Annotated in this window: 8 protein-coding genes; 1 reads left to right on the top strand and 7 read right to left on the bottom strand. The window is 48.1% G+C overall.

The genetic code is table 11. The features are described from left to right. The first annotated feature begins 396 nt into the window (after positions 1 to 396). On the top strand, positions 397 to 729 hold the full coding sequence (locus tag DX130_RS16840; protein WP_116047392.1) for a helix-turn-helix domain-containing protein: 333 nt from the start codon (positions 397 to 399) through the stop codon (positions 727 to 729). A 140-nt stretch (positions 730 to 869) separates the two neighbouring features. Here DX130_RS16840 and DX130_RS16835 read toward each other — a convergent pair whose 3' ends face one another. The 7 genes from DX130_RS16835 to DX130_RS16805 all read right to left on the bottom strand — a co-directional run bounded on the left by DX130_RS16835 (position 870) and on the right by DX130_RS16805 (position 14084). Beyond that, complete coding sequence (locus DX130_RS16835) at positions 870 to 1745, bottom strand: phosphorothioated DNA-binding restriction endonuclease (RefSeq protein ID WP_338068644.1); 876 nt, start codon at positions 1743 to 1745, stop codon at positions 870 to 872. Positions 1746 to 1840: 95 nt separating this feature from the next. Next, on the bottom strand, positions 1841 to 2242 hold the full coding sequence (locus DX130_RS16830) for a hypothetical protein (protein WP_476703825.1): 402 nt from the start codon (positions 2240 to 2242) through the stop codon (positions 1841 to 1843). Between the two features lie 86 nt (positions 2243 to 2328). Then, positions 2329 to 3126 carry a phosphoadenosine phosphosulfate reductase domain-containing protein gene (locus DX130_RS16825; RefSeq protein ID WP_240644552.1) on the bottom strand — a complete coding sequence of 266 codons (798 nt, stop codon included), beginning with the start codon at positions 3124 to 3126 and terminating at the stop codon, positions 2329 to 2331. Then, entirely contained in the window at positions 3123 to 6494 is a 3372-nt protein-coding gene (locus DX130_RS16820; protein ID WP_116047387.1) for a hypothetical protein, read from the bottom strand. Before DX130_RS16820 ends, DX130_RS16825 begins: the two co-directional genes overlap by 4 nt. Beyond that, entirely contained in the window at positions 6495 to 7370 is an 876-nt protein-coding gene (locus DX130_RS16815; RefSeq protein WP_116047385.1) for a DUF4007 family protein, read from the bottom strand. Then, the gene (locus DX130_RS16810) at positions 7367 to 12496 is read right to left on the bottom strand and encodes an FtsK/SpoIIIE domain-containing protein (protein ID WP_116047384.1); all 5130 of its coding nucleotides are present in this window, start codon (positions 12494 to 12496) and stop codon (positions 7367 to 7369) included. The genes DX130_RS16815 and DX130_RS16810 overlap by 4 nt, the downstream gene beginning before the upstream one ends. Beyond that, positions 12489 to 14084: a hypothetical protein gene (locus DX130_RS16805; RefSeq protein WP_116047382.1), complete on the bottom strand. Its 1596-nt coding sequence runs from the start codon at positions 14082 to 14084 to the stop codon at positions 12489 to 12491. Before DX130_RS16805 ends, DX130_RS16810 begins: the two co-directional genes overlap by 8 nt.

Genomic DNA, 14084 nt, shown 5'->3' with positions numbered 1-14084 from the left:
GTCCACTAAATCATCATTTTGAACCTGTAATGCCTACCTCCCGGTATACTTATACTGTATTTTGCACATGCTCTACGCATATGAGAAATCAAATTCTTACGCCAAAATAATGAAATGGACTCAGCATCTTCTAATCAATATCCTCCGTGAACCGTACTTCTGTTGCAAATTTGTTATCAAAATAAGCCGATAGGTTCTTCTCTTCTATCAGCTCTAACATAACCGTATCGTCCTACCGAATGCGTGGCCAAATATGCCTTAGCAGCATTTCGTAAGACGATACGGCCGTATGATGACGTTGTACACCACGAAAATATTGGACCAATAAGTTTAATTTAACTTGACGTACATGTATTCCGCGACCAGCGCTTGCTATATTCAAAATGGGGGATAAACTTGAGCTATGATTATGGAATCATTGGAAGCCGGATCAAGACCGCACGCGAGAAAAAAGGAATGACCCAGGAGAACTTAGCCGAGGAACTGGACGTTTCAAATGCCTATATCAGTAAAATCGAACGTGGGAAAACTCCAATAAGCCTAGATCGATTGTCCGATCTATGCCGCGTTTTAGAAGAATCGCCCGTATACATGTTACGAGGCTCCGACAACGCTTCGGATGATTATTTGCGCAATGAGATCGTAGCCATGTTGGAAGGCTGCTCTCCGGAGAAGATCAGACTGATTGCCCAAATTATTAAACCGATTATCGAATTCCCGGAAAAGTAGCGTTGTGGATTAAACCAAACAACCGTCTTCAGTAAAGAGTGACGGTTGTTTTGATTTGGCCGTGTTGCCCTCAATATCCGATTACTGAAGTTTGTGAACTACTAGAAAGTTCACAAACCATGGCTTCTAGTGAAAGTTTATCACCTGTAGATATGTCTTGCCGTCCCCTTGAACACCTCTCGAACATGCCACTCCAGAAAGACCAACTTAGGTCGGTACATAGGGCTGATCGGGCTGCGGATTTCAGTACCATGGTAACGCATCAACCACTCCTTGAAGCCACTCGTACCATGCGCCTCCTCAGAGACAAGCAACGTGCGGTCATTTGTAATCGTAAATACACCGCGATCAAACAACTTATGATGGAGCGTACATAAAGCGATACCGTTTTCCTCTTGATCGGGACCACCGGCCTGATGCCACTGAATATGAGCGGCGTCGATGGCAACCAGTTGACTGCCCAGCCTAACGTTGAAGCCGCAAATGGCGCAGCTGTATTCATATGCCTTCAAAATTCGATTGCGAAACTCCGGATCTCGTCTCTTCCGAGGCGTAGTCGCGAGTTCGAAACCGACCGCTTGCAGGATCTCTTGATGCATCGTTTCAGGAAAATGGGCATACAACAGCTGCTCAGCAATCTCCTGCCGCATAGCAGGGCGCTTCTCCAGCAACGTCAAAACCTCCGGATTAAAACCTCCCGAAATACGCTTTTCCAGCAATAACTTATCCTGAATTTGATTTTTATTTACAGATTCGCTTAATTCCCATAGCCCATCCGTCGTCAGTCGTACAAAAGGCTCCTCCGGACAATATCGCCGTCGTCTCGGTCCGAACTCCATTAGCAATTCTTTTAGTTTCAAGCGCGTCTCTTCATACGTGAGACGCTTCTCTCCAGCCTGCAACTTGGACAAAGCAAGCAAAAGCAACAGCGGCTTATGTGGCGCCCGCTGTTCTCTCTTCTTCCATATCGTCATCTTGCTTACGCGTTCTTTCAACTCTTGTTCGGTTAATTTCACAGTCAACACCCAACCCGAATATACCAAACACAACCAATTGATTACATAGCCAAAAAAATAACTTGAACCCATAGGTTCAAGTTATGCATTGCTACTTATCCGTCTATATCGACGCGCCAGTAATATACCTGGCCTCGCTCGCATAGAACAACATCAGCTGCCCCAATCGGCTCTAGAGTTTCTCGATCTACGAATGCCGCGACTTCATAGGGATTATAATAGGCTTCACGAAATCCATGTCCATCATTGTACTGCAAGTCCTTTTCATAATTGCCTCGCACAAATGCATGCACATTCTTTCTTCTTTCGCGCAATACGCGCATCCTTCCGGAAGCGGATATAGGAAAAGAGACATTCCGAACGACAATTCGATCCGTATATCCCACCACTTTGCGAGTGGAGACAAGACGAATGGAAAAGCATTTTTTGTGCAGATGAAATGCAATCATCACCTGCTGCCCATTCTCCAAATCTAATAAATCCGTCTCTCTCCGCATCATACTCAGTCCTATCTATCGATATTACTAATTATTATGCGAAGAGTATGCGGTTTTAAAACTCAACTAACCCAAAAATACGTATATTATATTGTACAAACGCATGGAACGGTATCGCCCTCTTTGCTAAGATAGGATTCCAAGCCGTCCCGCTCTAGTGTTTCGCGATATTCTCGCAGCGTGTAAGGACCCCCATTACGTTTCAGAATGGAGACATCTTTGTCGAAGTGACGCCTGAACTCTTCTTCCATCTCTTCTTGCTCTCGGTAAACCTCTGGCCATGTCCGGTATAGTTGTGCATAATGCTGAAAGCCGCCTCTGACGCATCGGCCTCCGCAATTGGCATGCGAGAAACCAAGCTCGTACATAACGGGCAATCGAATACCCCAATTTTCTTCAATAATACGTTTAGCGTCGATCTCTTCTCGAAATGTAGAAATGAGTGGGAATCTAGTCTCTACCGGCTCCAATGGAACATGGGAGTAAAATTCCTTCAGATTTTCGGCCCGATGCTGCTCATGTCTGCCAATGCCAAAGTACAGTATCGGCTCTAGACCATGCTCATCCCTCAGCTCCTCCAAGAAAATAATCGTCTGTCTCACCTTTAGCTCCTCCGAGCATTTGGCTAACCGCGAATTTCCCATAAAACGATAATCGTAAAATACCTGCTCTGGCGTTCTTCCATCAGTTCGGTAGGTAATCTCCAATCCCAAATAATCGGCAACCTCATGCATGAAGCGGTAGTTATCCTCGTGTTCCCATAACGTGTTGGTAAAGAAAAGAATGCTGTTCTCACGTCCGTAGGTCTGCACCATATGATTAGCCACGTAAGCGGAGGAAGCACCTCCGCTATACATGGCGACATGAACCGGTTTCCTTGTCATGAATGTTCTCCTTCCCCGGGCACTTCATCTAGCTCATGCAGCAACTTGAGCAATAATCCCCGAATCTCTTGAGGCGCGATATCTTTACCCGCATATTTCAACATATTTTTAACGTTGGCGTATACCGTAAGCGACTTCTTGGACAACTCAATCGGAGCCTCGGCAGTAAAATCAGCCCTTGATGCAGCGGTCTCACTTTGCATATGCAACAATTGCCACTCATACTTCATCTGGCCTAAGAATAAATCCTCTGTCGCATCAGACCATTCCGTGCGGGGCACTCCTACCAGATGTTCTGCTAGCAAATCGATACAAACCGTACTGTCGTCTCCCGGGTCGAAGGTCAGCAGCTTGCTGTTCTTCCCAATTGCCTCCCTGCGAATACCGGGCAACGCCTGGAACATTTCAGTTAATGACTTCAATCCCGTGATCCCCAGTACTACCTGCTCCAACTCATTTGCATTACGATCCATAAATGATTCCAGTTCTATGCGGACAGCAGCAAGCTCCATTTCATCGCCGGCCAGCAGTTTCATATGGCTATAGGGGTCACTTTCCGAGGATCGAATATGATCTCGAACCATCATAGCAACAGATGTATGGCGCTTACTGATCTGTGTATATTTCGGAAACGCACGAAGCCACTTCAATAGCATTTCTGAAGTATGCACGAAGCTGACTCCAGCCTCCGTCGGAAGCTCGAAGATGCGGCTTATTCGCTCAAGCTGCCGCTGCTCTTCCGGTGTCCATTCGTAATAGCGATATTCAAAAGCGTCTGCCAACTCTACAATTTCCAGTACAGAAGAACCGCTTAAATGCGTGGTTAACATATCATGTGAATAAAAAAACAGCTGGTTCCAGCGGTCACGAAGAAGTGCAACGAAAAGCAGCGGCACGACAGCCGCACGAATGCCGTAGGGCGGTTCCTCCATCATTTGTATAAGTGTAGACAGCTTGCCGACAGGGGTCTGTTCCAGACGATGCAGCAGTTCGTTTCGCACAGCGGTCAGTTTATCGTTGCATGTTATACCTTCAGACATGATATAGCTATAATTGTTATTTTTGAGAGCGCTGGCGTAAATCAAATAGTTGGGACCATAACCGGATATGCCAAGGTTATCTTCGCCAGGATCGCGAATAATGCGATCAATAACATCGATCAACGCACGTCTCTGAATAGCCGATATACGATTTCGATTAAATGATTCATTGCGAATAATCGGAGTGCTCTGATACGTCTGTCGCAATCTTTCGGTAACGACTGTTTCAAGTCCTCTTAAATCTTTAATCCGCCTTCTCTCGCTGCCGCTTCGCCATTCCATCTCTTCAAACATGAAGTACCGCTCCACAAATACTCTAATCCGAAGGCTGGTCTCATGCAGCATATAAACCAGTTCATTTTTCACTCGGGCATCTTGAGCGAGAAAAACGGGATCATGCAGAAGACCCTCCAAAATTTTGTAATGCAACAGCGCTGGCCGTATACTCTCCGCTGTGAAGCTAGGGAAGGCAATCAGGTATGATGCCGCCAGTTCCCGCATAACAGCAGCGGGATCTTCAATATCTTCACCATCCCGATATATTACCAGCCAGATTCGATCATCAGCCGTAAAAGCTTCTATATTCGATGCCGACTTTAATTCCCCTGGCATTATAAATTTTACATCGGCATAACGCAGCATATCGACTTCGTCGTTATATTCGAAAGGCATAACATAAGTAAGCGGCAAATGGCGCTGCAACAGAGCTAGACTTTCTCTGTCATTCAGCGTAACTGTCGCCATACGAGACACTACTACTGCATGAATATCGACGGAACTGCCGTCATACAACTCCCACATATCGCGGATGGCATTATGGCGTACCAACTTAGAACTGGATAACTCCTCAAGTGAATGCAATGCGGCTTCCTCGGACATACCAAGCGCAAATGCAATAAACGGCAGCGTTGCCGGCTGCCTCTGGGTCATTCGTCCCGCTGTCCATAAGGTCAGAAACTCAACGAGGCGCCGCTGCATTAACTGCTGGCCAGTGAGATAAGGCGCTATCACATGATAAAGTTGCAAGCTGGGCTGTTCATCGTCATCAACAGACTCCACCTGAAAGAAATAAAATAGCTGATCGGAATAATAATAATCGTCCGACCGATGCACATGATCCGCCAAGCTATAACGCTCATTGTCAGTCAAAAAGGAAAATAGGGTTCTTTCGTTTTGTCCAAATATATTGGACAACTGTGGTAACAGCATAACGGTCACAGGGTGCAGCGGGTACAACATTCGTACAATTCCCTGCTCCAGTTGGTAGTTCGTCAGCTCCGCGAACAACGAAAACCTTGCGGCCTGATGAGGCAAATTCCTTATGGCGTCAAGGTCAAGCAACTGGCGGTTAGTCGGTGCTATCGCTTCCTGTGCAAGACGCAAATAAGTTGCGGCGTCAGTCTCCAAAGAATAGAAACGGAAACGTTTCTCAACCTTTTCGAACTCGCCTCGGACACTCTCTCCTTCGCTTGCAGCATATTGGCGAATATGTTTATGTCCGATGACTAACAACTGCACGTTGTCCATTCGTTCGACAAATTCGGCGAAGTCCTGAAGATCTCGCATGTTGACTACAGCATCGGTACCGTCAAGCGATTGCAGGAAACGTCCAAACTCGTCGTAGACGATAAACAATCCTAGTTCTCGCCTTTGAAGCTCGCTTGCAATCCGCTCTAGATTCTCGAGAAAATAGACCTCATGCTCAATCGCCCAAGGCGTACCCGCCGTAACGGTGGGATAAAAAGCGATAAAGTCGCCAAGGGCGCCTTCTTCATAATTGGCAATTAATGCACTCCACTCCGATTGGCTCCAATTCCGACCTCGTAAGTGCTCGAGAAATGCATCATATGTATCCGGGTAATCCCGTTTCCAACGATCCACAGTATTCAATACGCTTGTAGCCTCGTTTGGCGTCTCAATGTCGATACCCGCACTTAGAAGCGTCCTGTGAATGGCACCGTTCACGATATTGCGCAAGCTCCCTGTTCTGCCGTTGATGATGACGGGAAGATAGGTTGTTGGCGCGTTCCGCGCTTCACGTAATTGCGCCGCAAGCTTGCCATCAAGCTGCTCCGCCTGCGCCAGAAGAGAATCATCCCAGCGACTGTGAAACGACTTGACGAGATATTGGCATAGAATGGTGGCGAGCAGCGACTTGCCCGTTCCGTAGGGACCGATCAGCAGATGAGCATGCGCCCCATTCTGCGTCACGCCCTCCATGACGCCGCGCAGCACCTCCCCGTGCGAGGAGGTCAGCACATAACGATTCAGGAGTTCCTCGTCATACATATCAAATTGCAAATTAATGCTTGCGCGAAATCCTTGCATTCAATAGGCCGCCTTCCGTGCATACGCTTTGCGCAGAAAGCTGCATGCATCCTCTGATTCGATACTTAAGCTGTAGAGCTGATTGGTACGCACGAAACGGACTGGGTAATAAGGCAATTCCTGTAGCCGTTCTAGCGCCTCCAATATTTGGTTAGAGGAAAGGTGGAACAGTCTGCCCCATAGCCCCGGCTTTACAAGCAATTCCTCTAACGTCACGCTATTGACCTCATGGCACTGGCAATAGTGCAGCAAATTGAAATATAAACCGTCGAGATCCAGCTCCGCCAGTTCAGGGCTGCGCTTCACGAATTGATCCCTGGAGTCATGAAGCAAACAAAGCGCAGACAACGGACTAGCCACCACCTCTTCTGGATCGTCTTCAATTCGGGCCTGCGCCGTATACATCAGCTTCAGACAATCCAGATCCCGCTTGAGCGTATTCAGGGACACCGTACGGCTATGGTGCAGTTTTACCCACTCGTCCAGCATGCGAAGCAAGTCTTCATTCGAGCCGGTTCGATGTCCGTACTCATTGAAGTACCAGTACCAGGTTGTCACCTGCTCCCGATTGGAGGCCAACAGGCTATGGAGGGCAACGGACGTCAGCGGAAGTCTAATGAAACGGTCTTGATTCATAATCAATTGTCCGAACGGAGTCAACTCATGCACAGACCCGATATCTTTATTCTTAGCCTCTTTCATAACAGACGTAGCCACTACCCAATATCTAAGCGCCTTAACCATATTTCTACCTAGCCCGATTCTCTCGAAACCAAAATCGCTATAGAAGAAATTAGGTTCTTCTTTGTGCATTTTGAAAGCTTTGGCTAACCAATTGATCCGAAGGTAGAAGCTCTGATGATGTCCGAATTTCATATCTGTCCCCCAGCCTTGCGAAAATATTGCAGCAACGCCCGCTTAACTGCCGGCGTCAAAAACGGGCTCTTGCCCCTTATCGTCTCCGGCGCGTCCAGCTTCATTAGAAAATCTCCCTTGCCGCCCAACGTCTCTGCACCTTCCTCATTAATGATAATTTTGGAAGCATGATGATCCGCTGCCTTAAGTGCTAGTCGAGCAGGCAAATTGTTGCGAATATTGGTCGGCACAATATCCGCCTTCGGATTTTGTGTGCAAATAAGCAAATGAATACCGGCTGCTCGAGCCTTGGCGCCCAATCTTAAGATGGCGCTTTCCACGAGGCTGCTCAGTGACTTCTCCCGCTCCATGAAATCGGCAAATTCATCGAACACCACGACAAGCCGCGGCATAACGCCACACGCCAACTCCGCGTATTCATCGATACTGGACACGCCTTCCTGGGCGAATATACGATAACGCTGCTCCATCTCTTCCACCAGTTGCTCCAACGCCACAATCGCTTCTTCGATTTCGGTAATGACTTCGCGAGTATGGGTGCGATTCTCATAAGGCATAAACTCTACCTTCTTGGGATCGACAAAGATAAACTGTACTTCCTCCGGCCCATACAGACACATCAGTCCCAAAATAATAGCGTTCATCGTTACGCTTTTACCGCTGCCCGTCGTGCCGCCAATTAACAGATGCGGTGTATTGGAGCTGGAGAAATCCATCGCGATCAGCTCACGCAGCTGTCCCACGCCAATTGGCGTAACAAGCTTGCCCTTTAATCGAGCGGGCGGGTACTGCTCCCTGACCTGCTGTACGAACCGCTCAAAATAAACCGTCTCCGGAGCATCCCGATTAATATCAATAGTAATCCGGCCATTGCGCAGCGCAATGAGCGGTATGGCAGACAGCTTCAGCCACAAATAAATATCTTCAGCACGGCTTTCGATGCTGCGGAAGGTTTTGTTCAGCGGAATCTCCATTACCAACCGAATGACACTAACACCTACAAACGAGTCCACGACACGAATGTCAATGCCAACCTGATTGAAGCTGTAGCGGAGCTTTTTCTTGTACTCCTCGACCAAAGCGGCGACATCATCCGCCGCAGGCTCCTCCGACTTCTCCAATCCGTACAGTGCAATCTCCTCCGGATATTGGAGGACTGGCACCACGGAATTCTCCAACGATGCTGCCACAAACGGAAGACTGTCGATAGACCCTGACTCATTCTCGTATTTTTCTTTATTCTCAGCCGCAATCTCCGGGACATTCCAATTATTTATGGAAAAAGCGTCCTTATCACCATATTGCTTCGTTTCTTGTGAGTTTTCCTCATCCAATGATTCACTTGACGATAGTACTACACTATCCGGCAATGTTTCAGGCTCAAGTCCCAACTTGGCCGACACGTAGTCAATCATCCCCTGAGGCTCATCGAAGCTTGGCACTTCCGCTTCTTGCATAGCTCCCAAAGCCTTCAACACGTAAGAACGATTGTAGATGTGATTCACAAACTCCTGATGAAGCAATTCCTTCTGATAACCGCCCTTATGTCCTTCCATAATACTGCGCTCCAGCAAATTGGAAGTATATACAAACGTATCGATAGATCCGCTAAAGGACAATTCGATTCGATCAATCGGAATTCTCTGCAGTTCTTTTAGCAACTGACCCTCATCCAAATCGTAAGCATTGTATTCCAGCAAATAGTAGAGCAGTTCTTTACGCCAAAGCTCGGCGCTGGCCGTACTACGGGAGAAGTCAAAGCGATTGCGGTATACATCAAGCCCCGCTTGCACTTGCTTAATAGCGTCGTAACGTTCCTGCTCGAAAATGGTATGCGAAATAAATTTCAATTCGACTAGTTCGAAACGGAGCTCTAGCTTGTCACCCGCGCGCCGTATGGAAGTGCGGACAAGATCAGGTCTGCGCCCCGCTTCGTTGAACCAAGGCAACTCGTCGCATACCGCCCAGACGACAAGTTCTCCATCCTCCGGCGCTCTGGCTTCAGTAGACAAATAGATCGCCAACAATTCATGCGCGAACTTGCCGGGACCAATCGCCCTCAGCACGATTCCGCCGGAAATTTCCTTAACCCGCTCGATGACTCTATGCACAATGGAACGATTCAATTGATCATTTTTAAGCAATCCTACGAACTTCTGATAGAGTCGATCGAAATATTCGTGATCGTTCTGCTCATTGACCAGTCTTCGAATATATTTGGAGGAAGAGACGAGTGTCCTCAACCCCTTGTCCTTGCCTGCATTTGACTTATATTTAATAATCTGCGCTTGAGGCGATACATACTTAAGCAGGGACTTGTCCAGATGTCGGTCAATAATTAGCGACCAATTGAATTTCTGATGCATATAGTCCAACAATTGCATATCCGCTTGACGATTGAGAGCAATAACATTACGCAGCAAGTAATGCTCGTCAGATGTCAGCATGCCGCCGTTGTTTAACATGAACTGCATTCGATAAAAATGCTGCATCAACTTTGGCAGACTCTCGCTTATTAAATTAACCCGTTTAATATTGTCGTTTCGATAGAGCGGCTCCCGGTAAATCGAATCAAACCAGTTATCTGAGTCCTGTACGGCAACCTTCTCCAGCTTGTACTGTACGCTGGACGATTGACCGAAATAGTTGACCAGCACCCCAATATCTGCATCCAGCAATGTGTGATCAAGCGTGCTCATCAGTTTGTTGACGGAGCTCTCCGCGATTACACTAATCTCCACCTTAGGGAATGCATAATATTTCTCCGAATAGCGCTCCTCCTGAGTCAGCCAGACATTAAGCTCCTCGTATATCGCCGCACCGCGCGTCTCACTGTGAATGATAGCCTTAACCTTACGTACTTTCGTTGAACGGAAAATCGTTTCAATAGCCCTCTTGACGTAATCGCTATGTGTACAATACAGAAAGATAACGTCCAGACAATCTCTCGCATAAGGATATACTTCGAGATAAGTCTTGACCGTCGGCATAAACTCATCTCCGAACGTACCGACCAGATGCTCCTCTCCGCTGCTTCGGCCATTGGGCGTAAAAACCCCTTCTCCCATACGCTCTTGTCGCTCTATTAAAAACTGATCCGCTTCTCCGAAATTGGAAAAATAATGCGGCGCAAGTAGGGTTGTTTTCTCCTGCTGCTGGCGGAAATACGTATCCAGGTCACTAGATTCCTCGAAGACGGCGCCACCCTGCCCCAGCCACTTGCCGAGTACATCCCGGACGGAAGCAAGCCGTTTTGAATATCCTAACAGTCGAATCGGATTAAGCAGTGTCACCACTCTCTCTCGAGCGGTTCCAACACGGTCTCCTGCTTTGCAGTCATAACTATCGCAGACGCCCAACAGACCGATATGCCGATATATATGGTTCACAATTAAAGGAGATTGTCCCGCATCCCGCAACAATTGCTCCAGTTCGCTCTCCAAACGCACGAAATCGATTGTGCTTAAACCGCTTACCAAGGCTTCTTCTAGTTCAGAGCGCAATTGGTCGACCAATTGACAAAAAGAAACCGCTGCTTCCGCCACTTCTTGCCGACCTTGCAGGGCATACGCTGCTGCATTGGTCTTGACATCCTGGAGTATATCAGCAGACCGTATATCCTCTCCGTCAAATAACTGCAAATACGGAATGCGCCTTTCAGACGCAAGCCTCTCCAGCATGCGCCCTAGCATGCCGCCGAATGCATTGACCAGCTTAAATTTGCTGCTTGCCAGCTCGTGACCCTCAACACGCAATACAAGCTGACAGGTCACTTCCCCCTTTGGCTTGTTACTCGACTCCGGCCACTCGTCAACCTCGCAGGTTATGTGCACCAACAACCGTTCAATGCCATTCAGATGGAAGCGCAACGCTGTTATCTGTTGCTCACTTAAGCTCGCCTCGACAATTCGCAAGACAAGGCTGGCTCCCTCTGGCCTCTCCTCTTCCAGCCCTTCAAGCAGCAAGACGCTTTCACGAATAAGCGCGTCTGTCAGCTCCGTATATTCAGCAAGCTGCCGCTGGCGGAGCATCGTTCGCTCCAGATCCTTGCGCAGCTTCGGATGTTCCTGCAGCTCGACTATAAACTCATCAATAAACTCTTGAATCTTATCTGGATCGTTCGCGACCTCAATAGCCTCCAGCGTTTCCCGAATGAGATGCTCTTGCTTCTCTTCAAGAGTCTGCTTCGTTTCAATGAGCGTCTTAAAGTCATTAATCTTCTCGTTCCACTTTTTTTTGCCCGGCTTGAAATGCAGAGCGGATGCTATCATATCAAACTCATATTGAAGCAGCTCATTTGATCGATTATGAATAAAATCCAACGCCTGTTGACGGAACTGATCCGGCTCCACGCGCTCCCACAGCTCATTCGCTTCGCTTTCGTCCGTTGCCCGCTCCACAAATGCATACAAATTATCAACAAAGTCTTCTTTGCTGACGGCGCGCCCTTCCCTCTCCAGCCGCGACAGCTGATAATTGCGCTTCAGCTTCGCTTTGCCTTCCGTTGCCTTGAAGGGGAGCGTGCTGTCGCGGAACAGCAGCAGCTTGTCCAAATTTCGCTGAATGCTGTCTAGTATGGATAGGGATGGATTCCCCAGTACAGCAATCAAAAAGGCCAGCACATTGCGTAGTTGCGGTTCCGCGAGATCGCCGTACATCGTCATAAACACCTTAAGCGACTCCATCTCGGTGCCAAATAGGCGATGTCGGTCCGCAAGCAGCCGATAGAGTACTTCCAGCCCTTCCGCACTCAGCAGCCGCGCCTCGTCAATCATAAAAATATTTTCAAGGCTTTGTGCCTCGGATGCCCGATCATTCATAAAGATGACAAGCGCACTGCCTTGCGGATTATTATTGCGCAGCCAAGTGCTTGTCTCATGCTCCTGGCATTCATATTCCTGATACCCTTCCACCCTCGACAAGGTGCGCAAAATAAGCCGGTAATGCGTCGTCAAGCGGAATTCCGCCTCACGGAACGCCTCCAGCACATCTCCCCAAGCTTGATCATCCATACCCGCCACGCGTGTGAACAGTTTGTCGCCCCCTGCCTCCTTTCGAGCAGAGAAGTGACCAGACAACATCTCCACAATCCAGGCGCCTAGCAATTTGCCGGTTGTATTAAACATGCAAACCTACCTCCTGGCTGCAACGGGCATACGGATTTTGAATCATCGCCGTCGCGTCGGAAAATTCGATCAGCAAGCCGTTGTGTCGAAGCTTCTTTCGAAGCGCGCGCTCATTATCCTGAAAGTAACGCACATTAAAGCCAGACTTCTCATAAATGCCCGTTTCCTTTGCCTGCTGCTCTCCAATTACGATGCCATAATCCATATGTACTCGATTCAAAAATTCATGAAACTCCATCTTGTCTCCCGGCTGCACGATCGTAAAGACAAGCATTTGCAGGAAGCTGTCCGAGATCGTATAACGGTAATTGGATGCCGAGCCCCGTCGATAAGTGGCAAAACCTCCATCCCGTGCGATAACTCGGGTTACCTGTACCTGATCGAGCTGGGACGTAACTACCTCGCGAACACTGCTTTTGAGTTTGGTTTGCACGTCGGACACCGTACGGCATTTCAGCAAAATTCGCTTGATCGTCTCTTTGCGGGTTCGCAGTTTCCTTAATCCCATGGTTTCGTAAAACATATCCGGACTCTCCTGCCATTGAGGAAGCAATTGCTCGATCTGATCAGTGTTCCCAAACGTCTCATTCGACTTTCTCTCAAACTCTATCAAATAACGTTCCTTTAACATCGCTTCGTGCTGTTCGAGACTCATTGCAGCTTGACGGTAGATGTGCGTATTTGTTCCGTCCATGCAATCAAAGAAATAAGTTGCCGACTTCATGTCAGCTTGCGAACGAACATGCATGTAGCGAGCCAGTTGAAAACAAACCAGGGAGGTAAGCAGGTGGAACATCTCGTGGACGTCCATATCCATAAGCAGCAAGTTTTCCATTTCTACTCCAAATTGCTCGAAAAGCGCTCTATTGTCGATCTCCGCTTGATGCGGCAGCATAGGGGTACGGCCTTCATAACCGACGGAGCGAAGCTGCCCCGCATTCCGGTCCGGCGTTTGCTCGGAATCATCGAATACAGCCGATATTTTGCCAACAACCTTCTCAATAATCTTGTTACGCGTCAGCAATTGATGAAATCTCTGCTCGATAAACAATCTCCGTTGCTGATAGTGTTCCGTCCCATGTCCAAGCATCAGGAAATACAGCTCTCCTCCCCGCGCAAAAAAATTGCGTTCGATGCTGTAATTTCCGTTCTTTTTGCGAAGCTCCACATAAAGCAGCGATTCGTGAAGCGGATATAGCGAACGTGCGAACCAGGAACGATCGGCCTCCTTGCCATCCGTATCATAGAGCACGATTTCCAAATTTCGCAGAAACTGCTTCAGAACAGTCACATTGTTTTCCTGAACCGCCTGTATCAATTTCTCCTTCTTGGCTTCGTTCAGCTCAAGCGTGCTGCCCGCTCCTCTGCCTTCCTTGACGCCTTCGAAAATGAATTCGCGCAGCCCTATCGAGCGACGACGATAATAGCGGTCGCTCCTAAAGGAATATTCCGTTCCGCTCAGTACATTCAAAAATTCCAGCACATATTCTGGACCGCGTTGACCGTCCTTAAAGCGATGCCCCCATATATGCGCCGACAGCTGAGAAGTGACATCATCCAGCTTGTCTGTTTCATCGACTATTGTCAT

This window comes from Paenibacillus paeoniae, from assembly GCF_003388735.1.
Classification (GTDB): domain Bacteria; phylum Bacillota; class Bacilli; order Paenibacillales; family Paenibacillaceae; genus Pristimantibacillus; species Pristimantibacillus paeoniae.
Note: the sequence above shows the minus strand (reverse complement) of the source record. Positions and strands in the feature narration are given on the sequence as shown.

Bases quoted from the DNA above. Each gene is read 5' to 3' on its own strand.
- DX130_RS16830 (WP_476703825.1), bottom strand. From the start codon at position 2,242: ATGCGGAGAGAGACGGATTTATTAGATTTGGAGAATGGGCAGCAGGTG.
- DX130_RS16825 (WP_240644552.1), bottom strand. From the start codon at position 3,126: ATGACAAGGAAACCGGTTCATGTCGCCATGTATAGCGGAGGTGCTTCC.
- DX130_RS16820 (WP_116047387.1), bottom strand. From the start codon at position 6,494: ATGCAAGGATTTCGCGCAAGCATTAATTTGCAATTTGATATGTATGAC.
- DX130_RS16815 (WP_116047385.1), bottom strand. From the start codon at position 7,370: ATGAAATTCGGACATCATCAGAGCTTCTACCTTCGGATCAATTGGTTA.
- DX130_RS16810 (WP_116047384.1), bottom strand. From the start codon at position 12,496: ATGTTTAATACAACCGGCAAATTGCTAGGCGCCTGGATTGTGGAGATG.
- DX130_RS16805 (WP_116047382.1), bottom strand. From the start codon at position 14,084: ATGACAATAGTCGATGAAACAGACAAGCTGGATGATGTCACTTCTCAG.